The organism is Pseudoalteromonas sp. M8, assembly GCF_018141365.1.
Lineage (GTDB): Bacteria > Pseudomonadota > Gammaproteobacteria > Enterobacterales > Alteromonadaceae > Pseudoalteromonas.
Window position 1 is genome coordinate 2,118,365 of record NZ_CP047240.1, and the last position, 25,241, is coordinate 2,143,605.

The window sequence follows — 25,241 nt, forward strand, 5'->3', positions numbered from 1 at the left end:
CGTTAAAACTGGCTGCTAGAAAGGCATTAATTATCCGAAGCTCAGGTTAACTCACTCAAGTGAGTTAGAGCCAGCGTATTTTGACGCTGGCTTATATGTTTTCTAAGGAGTCGGTAATTTTAAAGCAATGAATATCGCCACCTGTTCTAAAATCAATTCGTTTAACTTGCTCAACGATTTCCACCGTATTATAGCCATTGAGTAAACCAAACATTGCCGCTTGTTGGCCTGAGCCGATGGCATAAGATTGCGCTAAGGGTTCAGATTTACAGGTGCCCCTTTTTACACAACCATACCATACGCCTTTTTTGGGGTGGTATTTAATGAATTCCAAACTCTCAATCGTATCAAATTGATTATTTGAAAAATTGTGCTGCAAATTGTGTATATCGCATGTCTGGCCGGTGCAAAACACTCTCCAACCATGATAATCAAACCACTTTTGGGCGTTATCGGTAACGATGATCTTATCGGTAGTGGTTCTACTATCACAGGCTATTTCTGCTGTTTTAGCGTTATAGACGATGGTTGTCATTCCTTTTGACTCCTATGAAATTACATTCGATGAAACCATGCAACTAGTGCAGGTAAAAATGCTGATGGTATAAAGACTTGAATGCTAATTGAATGTTGCACGAGAAGAAGTTTACCTGAGGTGAATGTCTGCTTTCAGGCTAAGATTATAAGAATTTCACTATGTTACTCAATTGTAACTTAAATGAACTTTATTCAATTATCTGGTCATATAAAATGGGGCGAAATTGACCGTTAACTCAAAATAGTATTTATCACTTCATAAAGCTTTTTCATATCTATCGGTTTTGCTACGCAATTATCAAATCCAAGTTGCTGATAGTTTTCTAAATCTCCCGACATCACGTTGGCTGTAACGGCAATAAGTGGGGTTGTCTTATCTTGTTCTCTGACTTCTGAACATACTTTTAGGCCATCTTTTTTTGGCATCTGAATATCTACAAAAAAGATATCAGGTTTCAATTCGTGATAAAGCTCAATCGCCTCTTCACCATCCTGAGCTATGACAAGATTCGCTTCAGTTGGTTTAATCATGGCGCTAAATATTTTTTGATTAAGTGGATTATCTTCAGCAAGTAGCAGGTTTTTATCCCTCAAAGCGGGTATAGCTTGCAAATCTTGCATGACAGATTGTTCTGGTGCATCGCAGATATCGAGTACGAGTTCAACTGTAAACTCACTGCCAATACCTTCTTTACTTGTCACCGTAACACGGCCGTCCATTAACTCGGCAAGTTGTTTTACAATTGCAAGTCCAAGACCGGTTCCTCCATACTTTCTGGTGGTCGACGAGTCTGCCTGTTGAAATCGATTAAATAACTTCTTTAGCGCGACTTCGGAAATACCGGCGCCCGTATCTATTACACGGATGGAGAGATGTTTACCGCCATCTTGGAGTATAACGGTTACAGAGCCGTCACTGGTAAACTTAACGGCATTGGATATTAAATTCCTTAGTATCTGCTTCAAACGCAGCGAATCACCGAGTCGATAAGGATTTGCAAGCTCCTCAGTATGAATAATAAGGTCAATTTGTTTAGCATTGGCAGTATGGACAAACTCTTGTTTTACTTCACTGACAATACTTCTGACATCCACCGTCGCTGATTCCATTTTAAGTTCACCAGCTTCAATTTTAGAGAAATCAAGTAAGTCATTGAGTAAGCTAAGTAATGTTTCTGTGGACGTCATGCCCTGTGCAATAAGCTCTTTGGAATCTGCTGCATTTCTATGGTGCTTCATTAATTGGAATACACCATAAATACCGTTAAGTGGCGTCCTTAATTCATGGCTCATATTTGCCAAAAAGTGACTTTTTGCCCGCTCTGAACTTTGTGCCTTCACTTTTTCACTTTCAAGAGAACCTATCTGCTCCTTAATTTGTTTCGCAAGTTGGTTGAGGGTCACTTGGAGCGTTCTTAGCTCTCTAAATTCAAAATCGCTTGTTGCAGAAACATAATGTCCCTGTTTAAGTCGTTCGCAATGACGCTCAAGTGCGCGCATCGGATTGGTCAAGCGTTTTGCTAATCGGCGTAAATACCAGGTAAGTAATACCACTAGCATCAAGCCGATAAGTACAATGTATAACACCGCGCTTAAAATATCGTTACTGTATACTTCGGCTTCTCGTTGTAGCTGTAAATCAAGTTCAACAAAATCGTCTTTTTGTGAATAAATAGGACTGTGATATACACCTTCAGTGGCATCTGAGGGATGTGTTCCCGCAAGCATAAGGTCTTGACTGGTGACCCAGATAGAGCCTTTTTCCTGATTGGAACCTAAAAATGGTTCAAGATCGACTTCGAGGAATAGTACACCCGTATATTTATAAGGACGCATTAACGACGATAATTTTTGTCTAAGGGGAATGGCGAGAAACAATTTGGCCTGATCAGACGGTTTTTTTTCAATGCTTTCAACTGGGACAACTAGTTTATCGATTTTTAATGTGCGTCGCTGTTGCGCGAGGACCTTGTGAGCATGCTCGCTAAATACAGAATTGTTCCAACGTAGGGTATTAAAAGGATATCCCTCTACGGTAAACACGGAGCCATCGTTGATAAACGCAGATTTTACCATGTCGGTATTGTCGACTAAGTTGGTTAGCGCCTTAACCGCGTATTGAGTAAACAGTAGATCGCTCGGTAAGGTAGATAAAATATGGTCTTCACTTAATGGTGCAACTTGATAGATAAGCTCATTGATTTGCGCTTTAAAATCGCTGATAAGACTTGCGCCAGTGCGTTTAACGTCTTCTTGCTCTAGGGTTGCTTTTTGTTGCATTAAGGAAAAGCCAACCATCGCAACCAGTACAACCAGGAAGAGAGAGAATAATGCCGTAATTTTTCTTTTTATTTCATCAACGATGCTGCGATTTGCTTTCATTCTGTCCCGACTTTGTGACGATAAATTGCATATATTGCGTCGTTTCTTCGACACTATACACACCACCTAAATAGCGTGTTAGCCCCTTTAACATGGCTTCCCAAATATAGGCCATAATAGGTTCATTCGGTTGTGGATAGGTTTCATGCAGAGATGCGATCAGTTGAGACAGTGCTTTGTCGTCGCGTTTTATAAGTTCAGCTAAGCTGTCACCGTTTGCAGGCAGCGCATTGAGCTCATCCCATAGTTTATCTTGTACCTTCTGGCTTTGCATAAAGTCAACAAGCTGCTTTAGATGCGGACTTTTTTTAGATTCTATGCCATTGGCAGGAAAAGCCAGTACATGAGACGATGCGAGAGACATCAGCTGATAATTACCCCATCTCGGTAAAGGTGCGATGGCTAGGTCGTCTTTAAGCTTGTCTTTAAGTTGACGATATGCCCAAATTCCATTCACAAAATAATCGAGCTTGCCGGTCTTAAAACGATTCATTAAGCATTGGTAAACACAATCAGCGTCTATGATGCCGCTGTTGAGAAGTGATTGATAATTGGAAATTGCGAGGCGCATCGCTTTGGTGTCAAGCTGTGGCACGCCTGCCTGAATGAGATTAGGCTGAAGGGCGTTCGCAAACGTCACAAACCAATACATTTCATAAAAATTCCAGCCGAGCGTAGGTTTGTCTGCAACAGTTTGTTGTGCGTAGGTTTGTAAGTCGGTAATAGGGTGTGGCACAAGTGCACGGTTGTAATAGAGTACAAGATGGTTGCCATACATAATTGGTACGCCCTTAAGCTCACCATTGACCTTACTATTCTCAATGACTTTTTGTGTGAGCTTTTTGCTTAACCAAGACTCTGGCACCTGAGAAAATTGCAGTTCTGACAACCCCATATAATCGCTGGGAATAATCACGGCATCCGGTAACTGTAGGGCATCTGCATACAACAATAACTCGCTTTTCAACTGATTGTTGTTAAAAGCAAGAATATTAACTTTAATACCCGTTTTTGCACTAAACTCTTCAAATAATGGCTGAAAATCAAAGTTTTCAAGTCCTACCGCGACATCTATCTCTGGCGGTTCACTTGCACGGGCATTTACTGGGTTATAAACCAAAAGAAGTAACATGAACACCAAATTGAGCATTTTACGCGGCATATCAATACGCTTCCTTTACGGGCCTAAAAGGCATGTTAATGTTGCTCAGCATTGGGCGTTTCTTATATAAAATTATTCTGATGTGCTTGTTATTGTAGACCAAATTTTTCTGTTTTAAATTATTTTCAGAATGACAAATTCAATTTATTAGACAATTCAATTCTATTTCAGTCGTGAATAATTCACTAAAACACGATAAAATAACAGCCAAATAAGAATGATGAGTACGTCCTTGCTATGAAAAAAGGGTTTATGCTGGTCTGCGATGGCAGCAATGGCGCTGGAAAAACAACGGTTATTACCGGATTGGAAGCGCATTTAAAACAACGCGGTATTGAAGTTGTGATGACTCGTGAACCCGGTGGAACAGAGATCTCAGAGAAGATAAGAGAAATCATTCTAGATCCCTCAACCCCCGAAATGGCAGACATGACGGAGCTTATGTTGTTTGGGGCTGCGCGTGCTCAGCACGTTCGTGAAAAAATTATGCCAGCACTTGAGCAAGGCAAAGTCGTTATTTCTGATCGATTTGACGCTGCAACATTTAGTTTTCAACATTATGCAAGAGGGCTAGATCTTGCCACCATCACAACCATTAATCAGCTTGCGCTCGGCGGCTTTCGTCCAGACATGAATTTGATTTTGGACTTGGATCCTGAAGAGGGCTTAAAGCGAGTCAAATCGCGAGGTGAGGGGCTAGATAGACTCGAGGATGAAAAGCAACAATTTTTGCAGCGCGCACGTGAGGGTTATCTCGTTCAAGCGAAAAATGACCCTGAACGATTTACTGTGATTGATGCCAGTCAAAGTAAAGCACAAGTACTTGAGCAAAGTATTGAACTGCTTGATAGCTTGATAGCCACACACCTTACAGTGGATGGCAATGAATAATTTGCTTCCAAGTTGGCACAGCAGCGCTCTAAGTTATCTTGCTCGAGCACAGCAAAACGGTCGTTTGCACCATGCTCAGCTGTTATCGGGTAAAAAAGGCGTGGGGAAATCTCTGCTTGCGGCGCACTTGGCAGATGCACTTTTATGCTTACATCCACAAAATCTCACTGCCTGTGGGCAATGTAAGCCGTGTAACTTGAACTTAGCTGGTAATCACCCAGATAGACTGAGTGTAGTGCCTGAGGGAAAATCAATCGGGGTGGACGAAATTCGAGAGATTACGCATTTCTTGAACCATTCAGCGCAGCAAGGTGGCAATAAAGTCGCGTTGATTGAACACGCGCATTTGATGACCCATTCAGCCGCTAATGCGCTGTTAAAAACACTTGAAGAGCCAAATGCTAATCGTTATTTGGTCGTAACCAGCGATGATGACAGTAAGTTACCTGCCACCATTTTGAGCCGTTGTAATAAAGTGGCGATCCACTCGCCCAATCAAGCAGAGGCCGCGCAGTGGCTGGCTGCTAAAAATGTCGCTTGTGATTTCCCTTGGTTTGATGAATTTTCTCTACAGCCATTTATAATCGAAGCGTGGCAACAAGAAGGTGCACTTGACGATGTGACTGCGCTTTATCACGCGGCGAATCAATTAACAGTAGAGAGTGCACAAACGGTTGAAAAAATTCTGTTAAAGCACAGCGCAATGAGTGATGTGTTCGCCCGTTTTTTGCTCAACCGTTTAAAAGGGGCGATGACACAAGGGAATGGTTTGAGTTTTACCCAGTATCAAGACTTAGTGAGCTTAGTACATCGGTTTATGTACGAACAGAAAAATGTGTTAGGGTTAAATCAAAACCTTAGCATTTCTAATTTACTTTTTGCCTTACAAAAACAGCTATAAAGAGGTGGCGCATGCAAGAGTTACTTGCGGATTTTGAAGATTTAGATGAGCTATATCGTTGTTATATGCCATTTCTGAAATCCGGTGGCATATTTATCAAGTCCAATGCCCATTTTGATATGGGGCAAGAATTAAAGCTCAGAGTCACCTTGCCTGACGCTCTAGAGGCGGACGAAGTCAACGCTGTGGTTGCTTGGTTAACACCGCAAGGCGCGCAAAATTCTAATCCATCTGGGGTTGGCGTTGCGTTTGTTGACGCGCCAGCTCTGAACGATAAAATAAATAAGCTTTTGGGTGCGACTTTGCATTCAGATAAACCAACTTACACCATGTAGAGCCAGTATGATTGTAGACTCTCACTGTCATTTAGATAGACTCGATTTTGAAAAGTTAGGCCTAAGCCTTGAAGAAGTACTCAGCAACGCGAGACAAAAACAAGTAGAACACTTTTTATGCGTTAGCGTGACGCTAGACCAATTTCCATCCATGTTAGAAAAAATAGCTCATTTTGATGATGTTTCTGCATCTTGTGGGGTACATCCACTAGATCAAAAAGATAAATTGGATGTTGAAAGGCTAATACAACTGGCGAGTAATGATAAAGTCGTTGCTATTGGTGAAACTGGATTAGATTATTATTATTCAAAAGATACGCATCAGGTACAGCAAGAAAGCTTTGCTGGACACATAGATGTGGCTAATCAGCTACAAAAACCACTGATCATTCATACTCGCGATGCAAAAGCGGACACGATAGACATCATGCGTGCCCACAATGCGCAAAATTGCGGTGGCGTGTTGCACTGTTTCACTGAAGATTGGCCGATGGCAAAACAGGCACTAGACCTTGGTTTTTACATTTCAATCTCAGGTATTGTGACGTTTAAAAATGCGACGGCGCTTCAAGAAGTCGTTAAGCAAATCCCTATGGACCGATTGCTGATTGAAACCGATTCACCTTATCTTGCACCTGTCCCGCATCGTGGTAAAACTAACCAGCCTGCTTACGTACAAGACGTTGCGTATTATATTGCTGACTTAAAAGGAATGAGCTACAAAGCGCTTGCAGAGCAAACCACGAATAACTTTTACTCTTTATTTAATTTGGTGAAACGCCAAGATGGTAGCACAACTTAATCAGCTACCTCAGGTGTTGATGGGCCCGCTGGTTCGCCGAGCTGAGCAGAATAAAATTTGTATTCAGGTTGTTACTTGTGAAGCCGTGGACATCTCGGCTTCGCTATTGGCCCATCACAGTCGATGTGAGGTTGAGACGTTTCAGCTCGGTGCAGCCTGCTTTTTGCATTTTTTGATGATATGCAGCGAGAAGGCTCTGCCAACAGCGCAGCTGCTCGAGTATCAAGTGCTTATTAACGGTGCCGCGTATAAGCCAGATTATCTGCGTTATGGAGAAGAGCTTAGCTTTGCGATACCTGCTTTGCTCAAGCAAATATTACATGGCTCATGCCGTAACCCGCATCACCACGCAAAAGACAGTCTACATACTGCAGATCAGTGGCAAGAGCAGCAACGCGAACTCGGTGAGCTAGGCGCTGACTTGTGTATTTTTTCTGGCGATCAGATCTATGCAGATGATGTTGCCGGCGCCATGTTGTTGGCTATTCACCAACTTATAGCGCGATTGGGTTTGTTTAAAGAAACGAAATTGCCAATGCACCTACCAGCTGATCAACAAGCTCAGCTTTACCATCGTCACTTATATTTACCAAAGACGCCATGGCAGGAGCGCTCAAAGTTTTCACCAGGCTATTGGTTTCGAAAGGATGAACCGCACTTTTCTAGTGTTAAGGCCTTTAATCACCTAATTTTCTTCGAAGAGTTTGTCGCCTGTTACCTGTTAAACTTCTCTCATCTTGCTTGGCAGTTGGTTAACTTTGATGCGCTTCATTATGATGGTGGTAACGACAAAGTTAGGCGAATATTTGAGTCCGAACTTGACGCCTTAAAAGGCTTTGTTGAAACGTTGCCTAGCGCTGAGCGGTTGTGTGCGAACGTGCCTGTACTAATGATGTTTGACGACCATGATGTGACCGATGATTGGAACTTGACGGCTAAATGGGAACAGGCAATTGCGAACCATAAAGTGAGTCGACGCATTATCAGTAATGGCATCATTAGCTATTGGCTGTTTCAAGGCATTGGTAATGATGCGTTTGAGTATAGCGGGGCGCTGACATCAGCTTTTAATTCAAGCCTGATTGACAACGAATGGCACTTTTCGGCGTTTGACAAACAAGTTCGTCGATTCACACACTGGCATTATTGTTTAGATACGTTTCCAAAAGTGGTGGTGCTAGATACTCGTACACATCGGTGGCGTAATGAACAGGATTTCAATGAACCAAGTGGTTTACTCGACTGGGAAATGTTGATGGAGCTGCAAGACACGCTTATTGACCACAGTGCAGTATTGATGGTCAGTCCTGCGCCAGTATTTGGGGTAAAGGCAATCGAAACCATACAAGCCATATTTAACACCTGTGGTGAACCGTTGGTGGTGGATGTGGAAAATTGGATGGCACATGAAGGGGCTGCGAAAAAGCTAATTGAAATTTTTAAGCGTCCAGATACACCTAAAGAAACCATTATACTCTCCGGCGATGTACATTATTCGTTTTGCTTTTCGGTTCAGGCTCGTTTTGGTCGTCATGATAACCGCATTTGGCAGCTAACCGCATCAGGGATAAAAAACGAATTTCCAAAGCCGCTTATCAATATTTTAGATAAGATGGACACGATTTTGTATGCCAAATATAGTCCTCTGAATCTCTTTACGAAACGCTGGCAGCTATCGGTAAGTAAGCATCCTTCATCGCTAAAAAAACATGGCTATTTGGTGTCAGACTCTGCGATTAGTTTAGTAACGCTTGAAAACGGCTTGCTAGAGAAGTATGAGCTACTGCACGGCACGGGGATCCACAGTCATTTTGAGTTATAAGCCTTGGTAATAGATTTTAGAATTGAATAAACCTATTTTAGCTATTTGTAGCTTAGCTTGGCTGTACGAGTGAGCTTGCGTGATGCGCTAAACCCATCAAAAAATACATGCTCTTTTTCGCTTTTGCTATAGTTAATATAACGCGGGCTAACATCTCGACTATATGACTCTACTCAAGCGCATGTCTCTGTTCGTTGTACCATACAGCACACTGAAATGGTTTTGTGTGTTGCTGCTGTTGTTATTACCGAGTTTTCCTTGTGCCGCCAGTTTTCCCGAATTTAGCGATACGGCGCAGGTTATGCGACGCTATGACTATAATTCTGGCCTCAGTCAGGTCACTATCACTGCCATTGCGCAAGATCAACTTGGGTACATTTGGGTTGGCACACAGTCTGGCCTAAATCGTTTTGATGGTCATGATTTTGTTCAATTTGAAGTAAAGCAGAACTCCAAACATCATCTCTCTGGTGGCTTTATTACCTCACTATGCCACAGTGGTAAATATATCTGGGTTGGAACAAGTACTGGGCTTAGCATTTACGATACTGAAGCGGGGACCTTTCGCTCTATCTTAGCGGCGCAGAATGAGGCGGTTAGCTCCGATAGAGTTAAAAAAGTGGCATGTTATGGTGAATCAGTGACAGTATCAACAGAAGAGGGCGATGCTTACCGAGTTAACTACCAAACCTTAATGCCTGAAAAACTTTATTTAACTGGTAAATTTGTTCGTGAAGTCCAAGAAACAAGGGATGCATTTGTTTACCTCAATGCAGATGGCCTAGTCAGTCAGCCAAAAGACAAAGTAGGTGCGAACGTTCTGTTGGAAGGTGAGTTTAAAACACTGTCGCTTTCCCACGGAAGGATATTCGTGGTTGACGCGGATGATAAAATCATTAGTTTCGACACTCAGTTCAATAAAGTGCAATGGCAAAAGTCGGTCAGTGCGAAAGTAAACCTCAGCATTCACCAAATTAAAGTAAGGGCGAATGAGATACTCGTTGCTTCCAATACAGGAGTGTTTATTTTAGATCTGCAAGGTAGTATCAAGCGGCATTGGTATCGCCGTGCAGAACAATATGATGGTCTACAAGATAACAATGTACTTAGTGTTCAACGAGATAGAAACGGCGATTTATGGATAGGGACGGAGTCACAGGGGCTGCACTTTTTTAGTCAGCTGAGCGAATCGTTTGGTCACGTTGGTGAACAAAACTTTCCGCATGCTCCTTTGGGGCATCCTGATGTTAGGAATTTCGCACTAGACAGTAGCGAGCGTTTTTGGATAGGTACGTCATCGGGTTTATATATTTATCAAAAATCGAGCTTTATCGAAGCACATCGAATTTTCCCGAGTTTATCTGCAATCAAAGGGAGCTTTATCACGCAAGTAAAGATCTATGATGATACCTTGTGGGTAACAACAAGAGGTGATGGCGTTGTTAGGTATGCTTTAACCCAAGGGGAATACAGTCATTTGATGCCTAACTCGAATAATGGTCCTGAGCTTAGCTTTAATGATGTTATCGAATACCAATCACAGATTTTGGTAAGTTCCAGGACGCTAGGCCTAATGAGATACGACGTGGAGTCTAAAACCCTAGTGCAGTTTTTCGAAAATCGTTCAGATGCACCTTCACATGTATCTTCATTTAAAGTTGTTGGGCAAGATTTATGGTTTGGCACTATAGGTGAGGGGTTGTTCAAGTTTAGTAAAGGCCAGCTCCATAATCTGACTACGCAGGATGGCTTAAAGTCGAATTTAGTTTTTATGATAGATGAAGACCCGTGGCAACGTATCTGGGTTGCAAGTGAAGCGGGCATTAGTTTAGTTGATAAGCAAATGAAAGTTGTCCGAACCATAGGAGAGCAAGAAGGACTAGGAAACCAAGCCGTGTGGGGGCTGGTTTATGATGACTATGAATATATGTGGCTTGGCACCAGTGGTGGGCTGTCGCGCATTAAAGTAATGGATTTTGCCATTGATAATTTTCTTCCAATTGACGGCGTACAAGCGCACGAATTCAACTACAATGCCGCATGGAAAGCCCCTGACGGCCGAATTTTTATGGGTGGAGCCAAAGGATTTAATCAGTTCTTCCCCCAGAATGTATCAATTTCAAATACCGCGCGGCCTATTTTAGTTTCCACAATCGAATTACTGGGCGAGCCTTTACAGCCAAGTCTCGATGGGATCCTCTCTGTTGCGCCAGAGCTTGCGCGCTCATTACGATTACGCTATGACCAAAATATCATATCGTTGCAATATTCAAGTCTAGACTTTGGCTCTGAGAAGCTGAGCTTTTATTACCGTATTAAAGGACTAAGCGACAAGTGGCTGAAACTTGCAAATGGAGCAAGGCAAATAAATTTACTCCAGCTTGAGCCTGGCACCTATCGAGTAGAAACCTATACCGTTAATCGCTTTAATATGCAGTCGCCCGTTCACGAGTTTAGCATTTATATCGCTGCACCAATTTGGTGGAACGCTTACTCGAAGACCCTTTATACCCTAGTCATTGTGCTTATCACTGCAGCATTTGTTCGAGCGAGACAACGGCGTTATCAGCAAGTGCTGCGGGATAATCAGAAAATGTCAGCGTTACAAGAGCGGTTAGAGTTGTCATTGTGGGCAAGTGGTGATGAACTTTGGGATTGGCATGTTGAGTCGGGTAAAATTTATCGTTACAGCGTAAATCCAAGGATCGATTTTAGTGATCTCCAAGATAAACTCATCCTCGATGAACTTGACCAGTTTGTACACCCTAAAGATTGTGTGTTACTTGAGGAGCGCCTGCAATCTTGTGTGGACGGCCGTGAAGACGTATATGAATTGTCTATTCGAGTTAAAGATCAACAGGGAGAGTGGATCTGGGTATTAGATAGAGGAAAGGTAGTTGCACGAGATGATAATGGTAGAGCAACGCGGATAGCGGGGGCACTGAAAGATATTGCTGATTTGAAAGCACATCAACAAGCCTTGCAGTCGTTAAACGAGCAACTTGAGATAAAAGTTGCGATGCGCACCGATGAGCTATATAAAAAGAATCAAAAACTTGAGCAAGCAATGTTTGAGTTAAAGCAAACGCAAGAAGACTTGATTGAAAGTGAAAAAATGGCTTCTTTAGGTGTTGTGGTTGCGGGGGTTGCGCATGAGATCAATACACCTTTGGGTATTGCTATCACAGCGCTTTCTCATAACGAAGATTGTTTATCTGAGTTGGTAGAAAAGCTTGAGAATAAAACCCTTAAGCAAAAAGATTTGGTTTCCTCCATCGATGCACAGCAAGAAGGCTATCTGCTGATCAGTCGCAATCTGCAAAGAGCAGAAAGCCTTATTAGTAACTTTAAGCAAGTTGCAGTAGATCAATCCAGTGAGACGGAGCGTGATATTAACCTGCTTGAATATATCAATGATGTATTCGATTCACTCAAACCATTGGCTAAAAATAAAGAAGTATATTTGTCTATAGATGGGAATGCTGATGTAAATCTCTCCACCTATCCAGGCGCGGTTTATCAAATAATGGCAAACCTATTTAACAATTCCGTTATCCATGGTTTTGAGGGGAGTGCCTCTGGCACAGTCAGCGTGTTAGTCGAGGCGACAGATAGCCACTGGACTATTGTATACCGCGATAATGGTGTCGGCATGGACGAAGCAATGCAAAAGACCTTGTTTGAGCCATTTGTAACCACAAAACGTAATCAAGGCGGATGCGGATTAGGCATGCATATTGTTTATAATTTGGTTACGCAACTTTTAAAAGGCGAGATCCGCTGTAAAACGGCGAAATTACAAGGTGTCGAAATTACGATAAAAGTACCGTTTAGGAAAATAGCGGTCGAAAATTAACTTAGGTGAATTACAGCAAGCTAACTGCCTGTGACAATGCTTCTTTTAGGAGTTTGTCATGTTCTTATTATCTCAAGTTTTGGTTACCCTTGCTGTTTTACTCGATCTCGCCTCATTTCAATTTATGAAACGCCAGCAGGTGTTATTGGCACTAAGCTTGTCGACTGCACTCACTGCAATTCACTTCTATCTACTTGATGCTATGGCTGGTGCTTTGCTTATGGCGGTTGCTAGCCTCAGATATCTGGTGTTTATCAAGTCGCAGTCAAAGCGCTTGCTTATCGGGTTTCTACTACTCAATACAGTGCCACCTTTAGTACAATTAAATGCAAATTACGAACTTTATGCTGTTATTGGTAGTATTTTATTGACATTTGGTGCATTTATTCGCAAGCAAGTGGTATTTCGGTGTGTGATGATGTTAGGTACGGTGTGTTGGCTGATACATAATTGTTATATCGGCTCTCCCATGGCGATTGTGTTAGAAAGTACTTTTTTGGTGAGTAATTTGATTGGGTTATGGCGAATTTATATGAAGCGTAAAGCGAGTAAGTTAAAGGCTGAGTTGAAATAGATTCAATTTTACTGGAATGGGCACTAATAAAATTAGGTTGAGTTTTAAATGTGTTATATTTCAGTTGGTTAAGTTTTTTTCTATCTACTTTTTCAGATAATTACGCTGAGTACAAGTGGTATAGGAAACAGACTGAAATAAAAGTTATATAAATAATCTTTATCTAAATCATAGTGTTATCACTTTTATTAATATTAATTGTATAATTAATATTGTATACAATATATCAATTGTGTATTGTTTGTTCGTTACCAAAAAACACTCAAATCAATGGGAACAAAAGGACAACAATATGCGTAATAACAAAAAAACAGCGCAAACACTGTGTAAATCACTCACTGCATCAGCACTTGCTCTAGCATTGGGGACTTCTACTGCATTTGCTGCAGATGGCAATAGTACTGTGAAAGGGAGCATCGTAAATGGTCAAGGTACTGAGTTATCTCAGGCTCAATTGACCTTTACACACAAATCCAAGGGGCTGAAGTTTGCTGTACAAACTAATGGCAAGGGCGAATACATTTTGCGTAATCTGCCTGTTGGCCGTTACAGCGTGTCAATTAATAAAGCTGGATTCGAATCCGTTATTGAAGAGGATGTCGAGCTTAATATTGGACAGGCGCTAATCTTAGACGCTCAATTATTACAACAAGGGCAGGACATAGAACGGATAGCGGTGACTGGCACGGCGATTCGACGTGTGGATATGGCCTCTTCAACTGCCGGAGTAACGTTTACAGACGCCGAGCTTAAAGTCATGCCAGTAAATACCGGCTTTGAAAGTATAGCGTTATTGGCACCGGGTACAGCTGAGCCTGGTGGTGATTCATTTAATAGAGCCTCAAGTTTCGGTGGGTCCTCATCGGCTGAGAATGGCTACTATTTTAATGGTCTAAATGTCACGAGTATTCAAACTGGTTTAGGCTCAATTCGTTTGCCTTGGGAAGCTATCTCACAAACTCAAATCAAAACGGGGGGAATTAGTCCTGAATTTGGTGGCGCACTAGGTGGCATCGTTAACGCAATTTCTAAATCTGGGGATAACGAATTTAACTTAGGGGCAGAAGTGAGAATAGACCCTGCTTCAACCCATAGTTATCACGACTCAAACTACCTAGATAATGGCACAGTGAATCTTAATACTGAGCAAGAATACGACTCTTTTAAAGAGCTACAAGTTTGGGCAAGTGGTGCACTAATAGAGGACAGCTTATTTTACTATGGTTTGTATGCACCTCGACGGGAGGTTAATCGTTGGGCTGGGCAAACGACCTTCAATGACAGAAAACGAGATGAAGATCGCTGGTTTGCAAAAGTTGATTGGTTCATCAATGAAGACCATTCCATCGGTTTTTCCGCCATGAATAACAAAAGAGAATGGACACGGCAAACCTATGCCTATGACTGGGAAAGCGATGTGATTGGTGATAAACAAGGGGTTGCGGCTCCTGGTGAAGATGGCGGCAAGGTTTACAGTGTCAATTATAGTGGTTACTTTTCTGACTTTTTCTCGGTGTCGGCTGTGGTGGGCCGAGTGACCGAAAACGTTGAAAATATTGTCGCATCAACAGTGCCGGGTGTTTGGGATGAAAGAGAGGGATTCGTTACTTTATCAAGTCATACAGCCAGCAGTGTTTCTGAGCAAGAGTTTATCCGTGATCAAGCGAGAGTCGACTTTAATATCGATTTGGATTACCACTCCATTTTGTTCGGTGTTGATTATACTAAAGTTACGGTAGATCACTTTGAAGGTCAAAATGGCCTTGGAGACGCAGAAGGCTGGTGGACAATCAAAACCGCTGGTGAAGGGAGCATTTCTGGTGCTGCGCTCGGTCAGGATTATATCGAACGTCGAATAAGAACAAGGACGGTTGATTCTGAGGTTAACTCGCTTGCTTTCTACGTCAATGATTCTTGGCAAGTCACCGACCAACTCGTGTTAAATCTGGGCCTGCGTTATAGTCAGTTTGAAAATACCGTTACTGACGGTAGAGCGTTTGTAGATATGGATAACCAACTTGCGCCTAGATTTCAAGCGATTTATGACCTAAACGGTGATGGCGAATCCAAAGTTTTCTTTACTTACGGGCGGTACTTTCAACCTGTTTCTGCCAACATGAACATCACTCAAGGCTCGGCTTCAGTAGAGTGGTTTGAGTATTTCGACCTCGATCAAGTAGACAGTGATGGCTATCCTGTTTTATTAAGTGATGGCTCGCCAAGTCGAGGGGAAATGCTTCGAGATAGACGGTGGCGTCAACGCGGAATTACAGAGCCCGGTTTGATTGCTTCGTCCACCCTTAAGCCGATGTATTCTGATGAATTGACTTTAGGATATCAGACCACCGTTTTTGACGATATGGCATTTGGGGTTAGAGCGATTTATCGAGACCTTGGACGCAGTGTTGAAGATACGGATGTTGGTCCTGTGCTTGCGAAGAAATTGGCCGAACTCGGTATCCAAGACAATGTCGGTCAGGGTTCTTACTATGTGCTAAATAACCCGGGTGAAGCGATCACCATGAGTTATGACTTCGATGGCGATGGCCAAGTCGATGAAGTGACACTCAGTGCGCAAGAGCTTGCCCTGCAACAAGCAGTACGTAAATATCTTGCACTTGAATTTACCTTAGAAGGAAATATTACCGACAAGTTACGGATTAATTCTTCTTATACTTGGTCACACAGCTATGGTAATACAGAAGGTTTAGTGAAAACCGATAACGATCAGGCAGATCCAGGTTGGACAACTTCTTATGATTACGCGGATCTGATGGATCACGGCTATGGTAATTTACCGAATGACCATCGCCATTCAATAAAAGTATCAGGTTCTTACGATATCACAGATGAGTTAACTTTGGGTCTGGTTGCAAGAACGTCGTCAGGTCGCCCGACTAACTATTTCTCTAAGCACCCAGTCGGTATAGATAGCTGTACCGCAGGAAGCCCTTGGGATGCATGCGTAAGTAAAGATTATGGCCATGTTTCTCATTACGACGAAAATGGCAACCCAGCCCCTCGCGGTAGTGTAGGTAATCTTCCTTGGGCAACCACGATAGACTTATCACTCAGTTACTCTACAGATATTATGGGACATAACTTGTTACTCAAGGGCACCGTTTATAACCTACTAAACAGTGATAAAGCGCTTGGGATCAATGAACAGCGATCTTTAGATGGTGCAAATGGCTTAATCGTTAACCCTGACTACGGCATTACAACGTTACGACAAACTGAGCGTTACGCGTCGTTAGTTGCAAGGTTTACGTTTTAATTTCCCTGGTGATAGCCAAGACTGGGTGCTATGCACCTAGTTCTTGGTTTAAGCCAAACAAAACGTTTGGCTTATTTCATGTCACGGAGAGTATGATGACGTTAACAATAGATTTTGAGCAAATACTGAGCCACGCGGAAGTAATAGAGACGGTTGACATGCATACCGCCGGAGAGCCTTTGCGGGTAATTGTCGATGGTTTCCCTGAACCTCAAGGCAACACTATTTTAGATAAACGGCAATACTGCGTAGAAAATCTTGATCACTATCGCACCGCGCTGATGTATGAGCCTAGGGGTCATGCTGATATGTATGGTGCGCTTATCGTTGAAAAGCAGTTACCAGAAAGCGATTTTGGCGTGTTATTTCTTCATAATGAAGGATACTCAACAATGTGTGGTCATGCGATTATTGCTTTAGCTACACTATTTTTACAGCACAATCCCGCAAAGAAACAGTTGTTGATAGATACGCCTGCAGGGCTAATTACCGCATGGCTAAGAGACGGCCAAGCTGAATTTGCTAATGTACCAGCAGAGGTAGTGACACTTGATAAGCAAGTCAAGACATCTGAATTTGGTTTAATCTCAGTGGATATCGCATTTGGTGGTGCGTTTTATGCCTATATTGACGCTGATACAATCGATTTAGCTCTTACGTCAGAAAATGCAGCTTACATTCAGCAGTTAGGTTTAACGCTTAAACAAGAAATTGCAACACAGATTAGCTTAGTGCATGACGATGCGCGCCTCGCATTTTTATATGGTGTGATTTTTTATTCCAATTCTCAAAAATCGGACTCTGCTCACAGTAAGCATGTGTGCATTTTTGCCGATGGCGAATTAGATCGCAGTCCAACAGGGACTGGGGTCAGTGGTAGGGCTGCAATTCTCGCCGCCAGAAATGAGCTTGCCGCAAACCAACGTATCTTTATTGAAGGTATATTAGGCTTGGGTTTAGATTTTTGTTATCAACTTAGTGATGATAGTAAATCGTTGATCCCAATAGTTTCGGGCGTGGCCTATATTACAGGCCGACACCAATTTATTTTAGACGACCACGATCCATTAGTAAGAGGATTTTTACTACGATGAATGTAGATTACGCAGCCAGACAGCAACGCTTAGTCAATAAATTACAACAACACCAAAGTGACGCTATCATTATTTATGGCTACGAGAATATTGTATATTTAACCGGCTTTACCGGTCATGCAGCAACATTGTTGATGTCTTCAAATGGGCAACACCGACTCATTACCGATTATCGTTACTTTGAACGTGCTAGCGATGAAGCGGTGGGAGTCGAAGTTATTTTAAGAAATCGTGATAAAGAAACGCTACCTGATTGTATTTTTAGATTATTGGATGGGCCGCGACAGCTTGCATTTGAAGCGCATCAAATCAGTCACGCAGATTATGTTTTATTAAACATCAGCGCAAAAAATACCACGCTTATTGCCGCGCCGCTTTGGGTGGAATCGCTAAGACAAGTTAAAGATGGTTATGAAATTAACTGTATTAAACGCGCCGCCGAGATTGCTGACTCGGCGCTTGCCCATACACTGCCTTTGTTAAAAGTAGGGATCACCGAGCGAGAAGCGGCAATTGAGCTTGAGTATCAGATGCAAAAGCTAGGCTCCGAAGGACTCTCTTTTGACACAATCCTATTATTTGGTGCACGTTCTTCCTTACCGCACGGAAACCCAGGACAGACAAAGCTCAACCAAGGGGACTTGGTACTTATCGACTTTGGTGCGGTGATAAGCGGCTATCGCTCTGATATGACGCGAAGTTACGTGTTGGGGGAGCCGACGAAGCAACAACAATCCATTTATGACACGGTTCAACATGCGCAGCGAGCTGCGTTGGCGCTAATAAAAGCAGGCGTTAACTGCATAGATTTAAATAACGCATCACACGATGTGTTAAGTCATAGTGACTTTTCACAATACGCAGGTGAGGGACTTGGTCACGGTGTGGGGCTATTTCTACACGAGCAGCCGTTTATTAAACCTGGGGTCGATCACCAATTAGAAGCTGGCAATATCATTACCATAGAGCCGGGTATTTACATTCCAAATTATGGTGGTGTGCGCTTGGAAGAAGATGTACTGGTGACTGAAAATGGTTTTGAATGCTTAACCCACGCGCCACAAGTATTTCAGCTAACGAACTAAGGAGTTAGGATGCAAATTATTACTCGCCAAGAGGTCGCGGATAACCTCAACTACCCAAGCTTAATTCAAGCGCTTAAACAGGGTTTTGCGCAACCAGCAGGTACACCAACACGGCAAGTTTTTGAGCTAGATAATAGTCAAAGCAATCATGACGCTTTTGCTGTTTTACCTGCTTGGAATGCCGATGTGATTGGCGTAAAAGCCTTTACCTATTTCCCAGATAACAACCAGCATGATAAAGCCTCCCTTTACTCGAAAATCATGCTGTTTTCTAGGCAGTTCGGTGAGCCGCTCGCGCTTGTGGACGGCACCGAAGTAACATTGTGGAGAACCTCTGCTGTGTCAGCATTAGCCGCGGAGTATTTAGCACCTAAACATGCCAAACATTTGGTTTTCTTTGGCTCAGGCAATTTAGCTAGTTACATGATTAATGCGCATTTAAGTGTTAGAAATTATAGTAAAATTTCAATAATTGCACGTAATTCTGAAAAAGGACGCCTGTTGCTGGAGCTATTGTCCTCGCAGCATCAGGGAGTGGAATTTTCATTGTATCAGCAGGCAACCGCATCTGTTATTGCTTCGGCAGATGTGATCAGCTGTGCAACAGGCAGTCATACGCCTTTGTTCAATGGAGAGTGGTTGAGCGATGGTACGCATATAGATTGCATTGGCAATCACCATAAAGATTGTCGAGAAATTGATACCACAACGGTAACTAAGAGCCGCGTTTTTGTAGATAGTCGCGCCAATGTATTGAACGAGGCGGGCGAATTGTTGTTACCGATCAGTGAAGGTAAGTTTAGCCCCGATAAGGTGGTTGCAGAGCTTAGCGAAATGACTAAAAATAACCTAGGTCGAAGTAACGAGAATGAAATTACTTTGTTTAAGTCTGTAGGAACAGCGCTGAGTGATTTAATTGGAGCGAAATTAGTGTATGACTTGGTTCAAAAATAAAGAGCACGGTAAAGTGTATGAAGTAACCGCAGTAGTCAAAGCTGCTGATAAGCGCTTGGTGAATCCGCTTATTTGTCACGAATGTCACATGTTGGTTAGTTATCAAGGAGTTGGCGGCGAAACGAAAAGCGAAAAGCTGCTTTATGACGAGGTGTTTTACAAAGCGTTTCAAAACCACGATAGCTGTTACGTCATGGTGGATGACAATGGTATTCGCCATTATCATCCAAGTGAATAAAGTGACTTATTCAATTAAGTGAATAAGCGCTAATTTTTAACCTGACAGAGTACAAATATAGAACGCTATGAATACTGACATTTCAGTTATTGGTCTGGTGCGGACTGCGGCACTAACATGTTTCTGCCCCGAAATGAGTTAACGTAAATGCTCTAAGGGTGGCTTTGAGCGAAAAGCTGACGTTCATCCTTTCACCTAAATAACTGTATATACATCCATTGTAATTGAGTTTCTTCCATAGTCAGGAAAACGACCCTGTGGGTCGTTTTTGTCGTGTTCACATTTAGATCAATGTAACGTAACTTTAATGCTGGTAAGTACTTCCTAAATTTGCTATCAATAGTCATGGGACAAAAACGAGACAGATTGCAGTAGAAAAACGACCCAATCGCTCGATATTAAATTGTTGAACTAAGCCGCTACGCGGAGATCCTACTCTCACCAACTGAGCCACACTTACCTTGGGGTTATCCCATAACTTGGAGGTAAGCATGAACCCACTCATAGAACAAGTCAAAACAGAAATAGCCTACCGAGGGTATTCGCAATGTACATGCAAAAGTTACTGTGAGCATCTACTTAAACTGAGTCACTATTTCAATAAACCACTCGATTCAATTACCGATGATGAACTGAATACCTTTTTTAATGATCCGGCTATTCGTAAACTCTCTAGAGCAAGCCAAAAAGTACAAATAAATAGTATTTGGTTTTTGTTTAAACATATTTTACACCGACCGCTGAACCTAGATATCGCATTACCAAAAGCGAAGACTCGCGCACCAACCTATTTATCTCGAGACGATATTCGGCGGTTGATAGAAAACTGTACGGATATGCGATTAAAAACGTTAATTGTGGTTTGCTATGGTTGTGGCTTACGCATTGGTGAGCTTTTACATATTAAAGTGCAAGATATTGATGGAAAGCGAAAAACCATTTTGATTGAACAAGGTAAAGGAGATAAGTCACGCTATGTGGTGGCCTCCGATAGCGTACTCAACCAATTACGCAGTTACTGGAAAATGTATCACCCAACAAAGTGGATGTTTTATTCACGATGGTTAATGGATAAACCCATGTCAGCATCAAGCTTCAGGAGACCATTACGTGAACATGCACGACATTGCGGCTTAACTCACTGTAATCCACATGCACTACGCCATGCTTATGCAACACATCAACTTGAATCAGGCATGCCATTGCACCAACTTCAACATCAGCTTGGACACAGTGATATTAAAACCACGCAAAGCTACTTACATTGGTTACCCGAATTGGGGCATGGCGGTGTTGATTTACTCGCAAGTTGGGTTAAACCATGAGCACTTTACATCTCGCTGATATTTTAAATTCGAGCCTTGGGCATTATCGGCAACATCATATAATGAGCTATCAGCAGCTACGCGTCTGTCAGCATCTTCAATCATGCAGAACGGGTCAGCTCGGTTATCAAACATGGCAGTGCGATAACTGCGGTGAGTCACAGCAGATTGGGTGCAGCTGCCGAGACCGCCATTGTCCACGGTGTCAAGGAATGGCAACGGCAAGGTGGATACAAAAGCAGCAAGAGAACTTATTGCCATGCCGCTATTTCCACCTTGTCTTTACGCTTCCTCATGAACTTAATGCCATTGCTCACTATAACCCAAGTGCCTTATACCAGTGTTTATTCAAAGCAGCATGGCAAACCTTGAGTAAATTTGCTAACCGAAAAGGGCATGGCCAATTAGGAATGACTAGCGTCTTGCATACTTGGGGGCAAAATTTAAGTCAGCATATTCATTTACACTGTTTAATCCCAGCAGGTACGCTCGATAAGACTCAATGGAATGAGATAGAAAAAGGCTATTTATATCCCGTTAAAGCGTTATCAACGGTCTTTAGAGGAAAAATGCTAGCGGCGCTTAGTGATTTTAATACGTCACTCGTGAAGATAAACACGCCAACAAAGTGGTGCGTGTATAGCAAAGCCTGCTTAGCTTACAGTGAAAAGCTAGTAAGTTACCTAGCACGGTATACCCGAAAAGGCGTGATGTCTGAATCACGTTTAGTGACAGCGAATGCACAGTCGGTGAGCTTCAAATACCGAGATTACGCAGATGATAATCGTGATAAAGTGATGACACTGAGTAATGACGAATTCTTACGGCGTTATTTGCAGCATGTACTACCGAAAGGATTTATGCGTATTCGGCATTACGGTTTTTTAGCCAATGCATGTCGCAAGCGAAAGTTAGCGCTGATAAGGTCGCAGGCGTCATGCACATGCAGAGCAAAGAGGCCAAAGGCAGGAGAAAACGTGACATTGATACCGAATTGGCCTTGTCAGCATTGTAAGGTAGGTATCTTGCGGCTAATTGGCGTATTCAAGTTAGATGCAACACCGACCAAAGTAGACCGAACGAGTTAGCAGCTCGATAGCTGCTCAAAATCAATTAGTTAACCTGCTTAATAGCTCAGGCTAGCGGCCTCTGTACGCTAAAAAATATAATTGCTTATTAAGGAAAATTTAGGTGTAATGAATACATAATAAGCGCTGAGCAATGCAGGGAAAGCTTACATAACACTAGCTAAACTGATTACACTAGCTAGGAAAGTGAGAGCCTCTAAAAAGCAAATTCCTATAGCATAAATAACACCAACTCTGTCACACCGAGCAGGTAGCAGCTCAGTCCAACAAGCGATTATGCAACACAAACTACGTGTCGCATAAATACTAAAATGTTATATGAACTTTGAGGTCTGAGTGTACTTACCAGCTAGTGTTTATAAAAATACATTGCGCCTAATTGGTGTTTTATTTATATGTGTAGGAGTGCTCTTAGGTTACTCAGCTTTTGAAGCATTATTTGACCCTAATGTAACCATTAATTTAAATGGTGTTGAGAGGAGTGATGCTGAAGCCAAAATGTTCAGTTTGATTTTACCTATAGTATTAATATTAGCTGGATCAGGACTTTGTATTTCAAAAGGTGAAAATTTAACGAGTCTACATAAAGCCAGAGAAACCTTTTGGGCTATTTTTCACGGTAAATAGTTCATATAACAAGTGCCTAAACCAAAGGACGCAAAACAGCAGGCTTGCGCTCCTTCGTCGCTAATTTTAGCCTGCTATTTTGCGCTGGTTAGGCAAGCGTTATGGCTCAATAAGATAAAAGGATATATCTATGGCAGATATTCTAACTACTGTTTCAACAGCAATTAATCTAGCAACTCGCCTTCGTGAAATTGGGAAAAACATCGAAGACGCAGAATTTAAAAATTTACTAGCAGATCTGAGCCTAGAGCTTGCTGACGCTAAATTAAAAATTGCAGACCTAGTTTCGGAAAATGCTTCATTGAAAGAAAAACTGGATGAAGTTACAAGCGCAACTGGAGAACGTTGCCCAAGCTGTAATAACAGAACTTTCAAAATAATTTCTACGCGTCCTCATCCTACATTCGGTCGTTTAGGGGCTAAAGAAAGAGAATACAAGTGTTCTACTTGTGGGTTCGAAGAGTCCAAGATGGTAGAGCCATAACAAACGCATTAATGAATGGACGTCTAAAGCTTGGCTGTCGCTCGTTCCTCGCTAATTATAGCCAAGCTTAATCCGCCCATTATGCGGGCGTTAGCTATACAAGGAGGGGCTAGTGTTTGAACGAATCAAAGATTTAATGTCAAAAAGCATTTGGCATTCACTAGCAATAATTATTGTTTTCTTAATGGCTGGCCCTGAAATCATGATGGGCATGGAGTTAATGGCTTTAATCGAGGTGCTGGGTGCTTCTACCTTTGTATTAATGTATTTAACAGGCGTAAAGTTGTTTCTTTTAAAAGTATGGAAGCAATATCAAAAATTTGAATGTCATTCTGTATTGTTTGTTCCGCCTTTAGTCATTTTTAAACAAATGCCGTCTTTAATTGTGCATGCGATACCAGAGCGAACCGTCGTTATTTTCTTTTTCGGTTTTATCGTAGTTGGTATGTCTGGTGTTTTAATCAACTCTTATATTGGTGCATAGTATAGCTAACAAGGCAATTATAAATGGGACGTCTAACGCTTGGTTGGCGCTCATTCTTCGCTAATTTTAGCCAAGCATTTATACGCCCCATATTGCGGCGTTATATGCCTAAGAGAGTTATGTGAATATTACTATTTTTGTGGTTTCGTTTGTGGTCTATGTTTGCCTCTGTTTGGGTATCGTAAAGTTCCATAAGCATTTAGCGGATAAACTTAAACTGACTAGTCGGCATAGTTTACTAAACGTGTTTAGCCAATATATTTGGTTCCTGATGTTTATCGTTACCTACATCCCGTTTAGTATATTCTTCCCTGCATGGTTAAATGGAAAACTTGGCATTGTGCAAGAATCTCCAAATGTAACAGCTATTTTCATTTTTCTGGGGTGTTTTACGCTAGCAGTTACTATGTGGCTAGGTTATAAAGAAACTAATCAGGCGAATTGGTAATCTGCATATAACAAAGCAAATTAAAAGTGCGGACAAAAATCAGTTGGCTTTGTTAGTACCTCACAAATTATAGCCAACTAATTTTTGCCGTTTATTTGCGGCGTTATGTACTTTCTTGTCCTTCCAACTTGTGCACATCTCTTTTGTGCGATAGTATTTCACTATAGATGCACAGTAAAACAGTGCGAGGATATGTCAGTAAATTTTAAAAGATGATTGGCTTGAAGCATTTTATGAGGAAGATAAGCGTCATCGCTTGACTCCTAAAACTATAGAGAATGCGCTGTATCGAAAGCTTGAAATCCTAGATGCAGCAAAAGCTGAATCAGATCTAAGAGTTCCACCGGGTAATCGGTTTGAACATCTTGAAGGCAATCTGAAAGGTTGGTGTTCGATACGGGTGAATAAACAGTATCGTTTGATTTTTAAGTGGGTTGACGGTGTAGCAGAAGACACCTATTTAGACCCTCATAAATACTGAGGTTAGGATAATGCGCAGAACTAAACGTCGTCCAGTTGGTGTAGGAGAAATGCTCAAAGTTGAATTCTTGGAGCCAATGGAGATTACATCAAAAACATTAGCAGAAGCTATGGGTGTACATAGGAACACCATCAGTAACTTAATTAATGGTGGTACTCTGACTGCTCCACTTGCAATCAAGTTAGCGGCTGCACTTGGGAATACACCTGAGTTTTGGCTTAACATTCAACATGCTGTGGACTTGTGGGATACACGAAATCGTTATCAAGATGAAGCCAAGCAAGTAAAACCTTTGTTTTCAACGCAAGATATCAAACTACGTACATAACAAAGCGTTTAAGGGCGATTCCATAACGTGTGCCGATTTCGCTTCGCTCAAGCGTAGCAAACGTTA

Annotated in this window: 22 protein-coding genes; 19 read left to right on the forward strand and 3 right to left on the reverse strand. The window is 42.1% G+C overall.

The genetic code is table 11. The features are described from left to right. Positions 1 to 91: 91 nt before the first annotated feature. The 3 genes from GSF13_RS14185 to GSF13_RS14195 form a co-directional block, all read right to left on the reverse strand. Positions 92 to 535, reverse strand: coding sequence for a hypothetical protein (locus GSF13_RS14185; RefSeq protein ID WP_010604668.1), 444 nt, complete (start codon positions 533 to 535; stop codon positions 92 to 94). Between the two features lie 233 nt (positions 536 to 768). Beyond that, complete coding sequence (locus GSF13_RS14190; protein WP_211868865.1) at positions 769 to 2,919, reverse strand: ATP-binding protein; 2,151 nt, start codon at positions 2,917 to 2,919, stop codon at positions 769 to 771. Further along, positions 2,894 to 4,081 carry an extracellular solute-binding protein gene (locus GSF13_RS14195; RefSeq protein ID WP_211868867.1) on the reverse strand — a complete coding sequence of 396 codons (1,188 nt, stop codon included), beginning with the start codon at positions 4,079 to 4,081 and terminating at the stop codon, positions 2,894 to 2,896. Before GSF13_RS14195 ends, GSF13_RS14190 begins: the two co-directional genes overlap by 26 nt. 237 nt (positions 4,082 to 4,318) lie before the next feature. On the opposite strand from GSF13_RS14195, the gene tmk reads away from it, so the two are divergent. From tmk to GSF13_RS14290, 19 genes are all read left to right on the forward strand, one after another. After that, positions 4,319 to 4,972 (forward strand): dTMP kinase, encoded by a 654-nt coding sequence (tmk, locus tag GSF13_RS14200; RefSeq protein WP_039497867.1) that lies wholly within the window; start codon positions 4,319 to 4,321, stop codon positions 4,970 to 4,972. After that, positions 4,965 to 5,873, forward strand: coding sequence for a DNA polymerase III subunit delta' (holB, locus tag GSF13_RS14205; RefSeq protein WP_206472865.1), 909 nt, complete (start codon positions 4,965 to 4,967; stop codon positions 5,871 to 5,873). Before tmk ends, holB begins: the two co-directional genes overlap by 8 nt. 11 nt (positions 5,874 to 5,884) lie before the next feature. Further along, positions 5,885 to 6,208 (forward strand): PilZ domain-containing protein, encoded by a 324-nt coding sequence (locus tag GSF13_RS14210; RefSeq protein WP_010604673.1) that lies wholly within the window; start codon positions 5,885 to 5,887, stop codon positions 6,206 to 6,208. Positions 6,209 to 6,215: 7 nt separating this feature from the next. Further along, the gene (locus tag GSF13_RS14215) at positions 6,216 to 7,010 is read left to right on the forward strand and encodes a YchF/TatD family DNA exonuclease (RefSeq protein WP_045990081.1); all 795 of its coding nucleotides are present in this window, start codon (positions 6,216 to 6,218) and stop codon (positions 7,008 to 7,010) included. Beyond that, on the forward strand, positions 6,994 to 8,832 hold the full coding sequence (locus tag GSF13_RS14220) for an alkaline phosphatase D family protein (protein WP_211868869.1): 1,839 nt from the start codon (positions 6,994 to 6,996) through the stop codon (positions 8,830 to 8,832). The genes GSF13_RS14215 and GSF13_RS14220 overlap by 17 nt, the downstream gene beginning before the upstream one ends. Before the next feature lie 181 nt (positions 8,833 to 9,013). Next, positions 9,014 to 12,688 carry an ATP-binding protein gene (locus GSF13_RS14225; RefSeq protein WP_249122786.1) on the forward strand — a complete coding sequence of 1,225 codons (3,675 nt, stop codon included), beginning with the start codon at positions 9,014 to 9,016 and terminating at the stop codon, positions 12,686 to 12,688. 58 nt (positions 12,689 to 12,746) lie between these two features. Continuing rightward, entirely contained in the window at positions 12,747 to 13,262 is a 516-nt protein-coding gene (locus GSF13_RS14230; protein ID WP_010604677.1) for a YgjV family protein, read from the forward strand. Between the two features lie 292 nt (positions 13,263 to 13,554). Further along, on the forward strand, positions 13,555 to 16,539 hold the full coding sequence (locus GSF13_RS14235) for a TonB-dependent receptor (RefSeq protein WP_211868871.1): 2,985 nt from the start codon (positions 13,555 to 13,557) through the stop codon (positions 16,537 to 16,539). A 95-nt stretch (positions 16,540 to 16,634) separates the two neighbouring features. Continuing rightward, a complete protein-coding gene (locus GSF13_RS14240; RefSeq protein ID WP_211869023.1) occupies positions 16,635 to 17,633 on the forward strand; it encodes a proline racemase family protein in 999 nt (332 codons plus the stop codon). After that, a complete protein-coding gene (locus GSF13_RS14245) occupies positions 17,630 to 18,718 on the forward strand; it encodes a Xaa-Pro peptidase family protein (protein ID WP_211868873.1) in 1,089 nt (362 codons plus the stop codon). Before GSF13_RS14240 ends, GSF13_RS14245 begins: the two co-directional genes overlap by 4 nt. 9 nt (positions 18,719 to 18,727) lie before the next feature. Beyond that, positions 18,728 to 19,672 (forward strand): ornithine cyclodeaminase family protein, encoded by a 945-nt coding sequence (locus GSF13_RS14250; RefSeq protein ID WP_211868875.1) that lies wholly within the window; start codon positions 18,728 to 18,730, stop codon positions 19,670 to 19,672. Then, a complete protein-coding gene (locus tag GSF13_RS14255) occupies positions 19,653 to 19,910 on the forward strand; it encodes a hypothetical protein (protein ID WP_017217477.1) in 258 nt (85 codons plus the stop codon). Before GSF13_RS14250 ends, GSF13_RS14255 begins: the two co-directional genes overlap by 20 nt. A 491-nt stretch (positions 19,911 to 20,401) precedes the next feature. Then, positions 20,402 to 21,235 carry a tyrosine-type recombinase/integrase gene (locus tag GSF13_RS14260; protein WP_211868877.1) on the forward strand — a complete coding sequence of 278 codons (834 nt, stop codon included), beginning with the start codon at positions 20,402 to 20,404 and terminating at the stop codon, positions 21,233 to 21,235. Next, positions 21,232 to 22,323, forward strand: coding sequence for an IS91 family transposase (locus tag GSF13_RS14265; protein WP_174168922.1), 1,092 nt, complete (start codon positions 21,232 to 21,234; stop codon positions 22,321 to 22,323). Before GSF13_RS14260 ends, GSF13_RS14265 begins: the two co-directional genes overlap by 4 nt. 336 nt (positions 22,324 to 22,659) lie before the next feature. Continuing rightward, positions 22,660 to 22,950 carry a hypothetical protein gene (locus GSF13_RS14270; protein WP_211868879.1) on the forward strand — a complete coding sequence of 97 codons (291 nt, stop codon included), beginning with the start codon at positions 22,660 to 22,662 and terminating at the stop codon, positions 22,948 to 22,950. 130 nt (positions 22,951 to 23,080) lie between these two features. Further along, positions 23,081 to 23,434, forward strand: coding sequence for a hypothetical protein (locus GSF13_RS14275; RefSeq protein ID WP_211868881.1), 354 nt, complete (start codon positions 23,081 to 23,083; stop codon positions 23,432 to 23,434). 112 nt (positions 23,435 to 23,546) lie between these two features. Beyond that, positions 23,547 to 23,918, forward strand: a complete 372-nt coding sequence (locus GSF13_RS14280; protein WP_211868883.1) for a hypothetical protein — start codon at positions 23,547 to 23,549, stop codon at positions 23,916 to 23,918. Positions 23,919 to 24,622: 704 nt separating this feature from the next. Then, positions 24,623 to 24,847, forward strand: coding sequence for a type II toxin-antitoxin system RelE/ParE family toxin (locus GSF13_RS14285; protein WP_249122787.1), 225 nt, complete (start codon positions 24,623 to 24,625; stop codon positions 24,845 to 24,847). A 10-nt stretch (positions 24,848 to 24,857) separates the two neighbouring features. Continuing rightward, the gene (locus tag GSF13_RS14290) at positions 24,858 to 25,175 is read left to right on the forward strand and encodes a HigA family addiction module antitoxin (RefSeq protein ID WP_099029135.1); all 318 of its coding nucleotides are present in this window, start codon (positions 24,858 to 24,860) and stop codon (positions 25,173 to 25,175) included. Positions 25,176 to 25,241 lie beyond the last annotated feature (66 nt).

Coding starts and splice junctions, on each gene's coding strand:
- GSF13_RS14245 (WP_211868873.1), top strand. CDS start 17,630: ATGAATGTAGATTACGCAGCCAGACAGCAACGCTTAGTCAATAAATTA.
- GSF13_RS14230 (WP_010604677.1), top strand. CDS start 12,747: ATGTTCTTATTATCTCAAGTTTTGGTTACCCTTGCTGTTTTACTCGAT.
- GSF13_RS14260 (WP_211868877.1), top strand. CDS start 20,402: ATGAACCCACTCATAGAACAAGTCAAAACAGAAATAGCCTACCGAGGG.
- GSF13_RS14210 (WP_010604673.1), top strand. CDS start 5,885: ATGCAAGAGTTACTTGCGGATTTTGAAGATTTAGATGAGCTATATCGT.
- GSF13_RS14185 (WP_010604668.1), bottom strand. CDS start 535: ATGACAACCATCGTCTATAACGCTAAAACAGCAGAAATAGCCTGTGAT.
- GSF13_RS14190 (WP_211868865.1), bottom strand. CDS start 2,919: ATGAAAGCAAATCGCAGCATCGTTGATGAAATAAAAAGAAAAATTACG.
- GSF13_RS14215 (WP_045990081.1), top strand. CDS start 6,216: ATGATTGTAGACTCTCACTGTCATTTAGATAGACTCGATTTTGAAAAG.
- GSF13_RS14220 (WP_211868869.1), top strand. CDS start 6,994: ATGGTAGCACAACTTAATCAGCTACCTCAGGTGTTGATGGGCCCGCTG.
- GSF13_RS14235 (WP_211868871.1), top strand. CDS start 13,555: ATGCGTAATAACAAAAAAACAGCGCAAACACTGTGTAAATCACTCACT.
- GSF13_RS14275 (WP_211868881.1), top strand. CDS start 23,081: ATGGCAGATATTCTAACTACTGTTTCAACAGCAATTAATCTAGCAACT.
- GSF13_RS14195 (WP_211868867.1), bottom strand. CDS start 4,081: ATGCCGCGTAAAATGCTCAATTTGGTGTTCATGTTACTTCTTTTGGTT.
- GSF13_RS14240 (WP_211869023.1), top strand. CDS start 16,635: ATGACGTTAACAATAGATTTTGAGCAAATACTGAGCCACGCGGAAGTA.
- tmk (WP_039497867.1), top strand. CDS start 4,319: ATGAAAAAAGGGTTTATGCTGGTCTGCGATGGCAGCAATGGCGCTGGA.
- GSF13_RS14290 (WP_099029135.1), top strand. CDS start 24,858: ATGCGCAGAACTAAACGTCGTCCAGTTGGTGTAGGAGAAATGCTCAAA.
- GSF13_RS14255 (WP_017217477.1), top strand. CDS start 19,653: ATGACTTGGTTCAAAAATAAAGAGCACGGTAAAGTGTATGAAGTAACC.
- GSF13_RS14225 (WP_249122786.1), top strand. CDS start 9,014: ATGTCTCTGTTCGTTGTACCATACAGCACACTGAAATGGTTTTGTGTG.
- GSF13_RS14250 (WP_211868875.1), top strand. CDS start 18,728: ATGCAAATTATTACTCGCCAAGAGGTCGCGGATAACCTCAACTACCCA.
- holB (WP_206472865.1), top strand. CDS start 4,965: ATGAATAATTTGCTTCCAAGTTGGCACAGCAGCGCTCTAAGTTATCTT.
- GSF13_RS14265 (WP_174168922.1), top strand. CDS start 21,232: ATGAGCACTTTACATCTCGCTGATATTTTAAATTCGAGCCTTGGGCAT.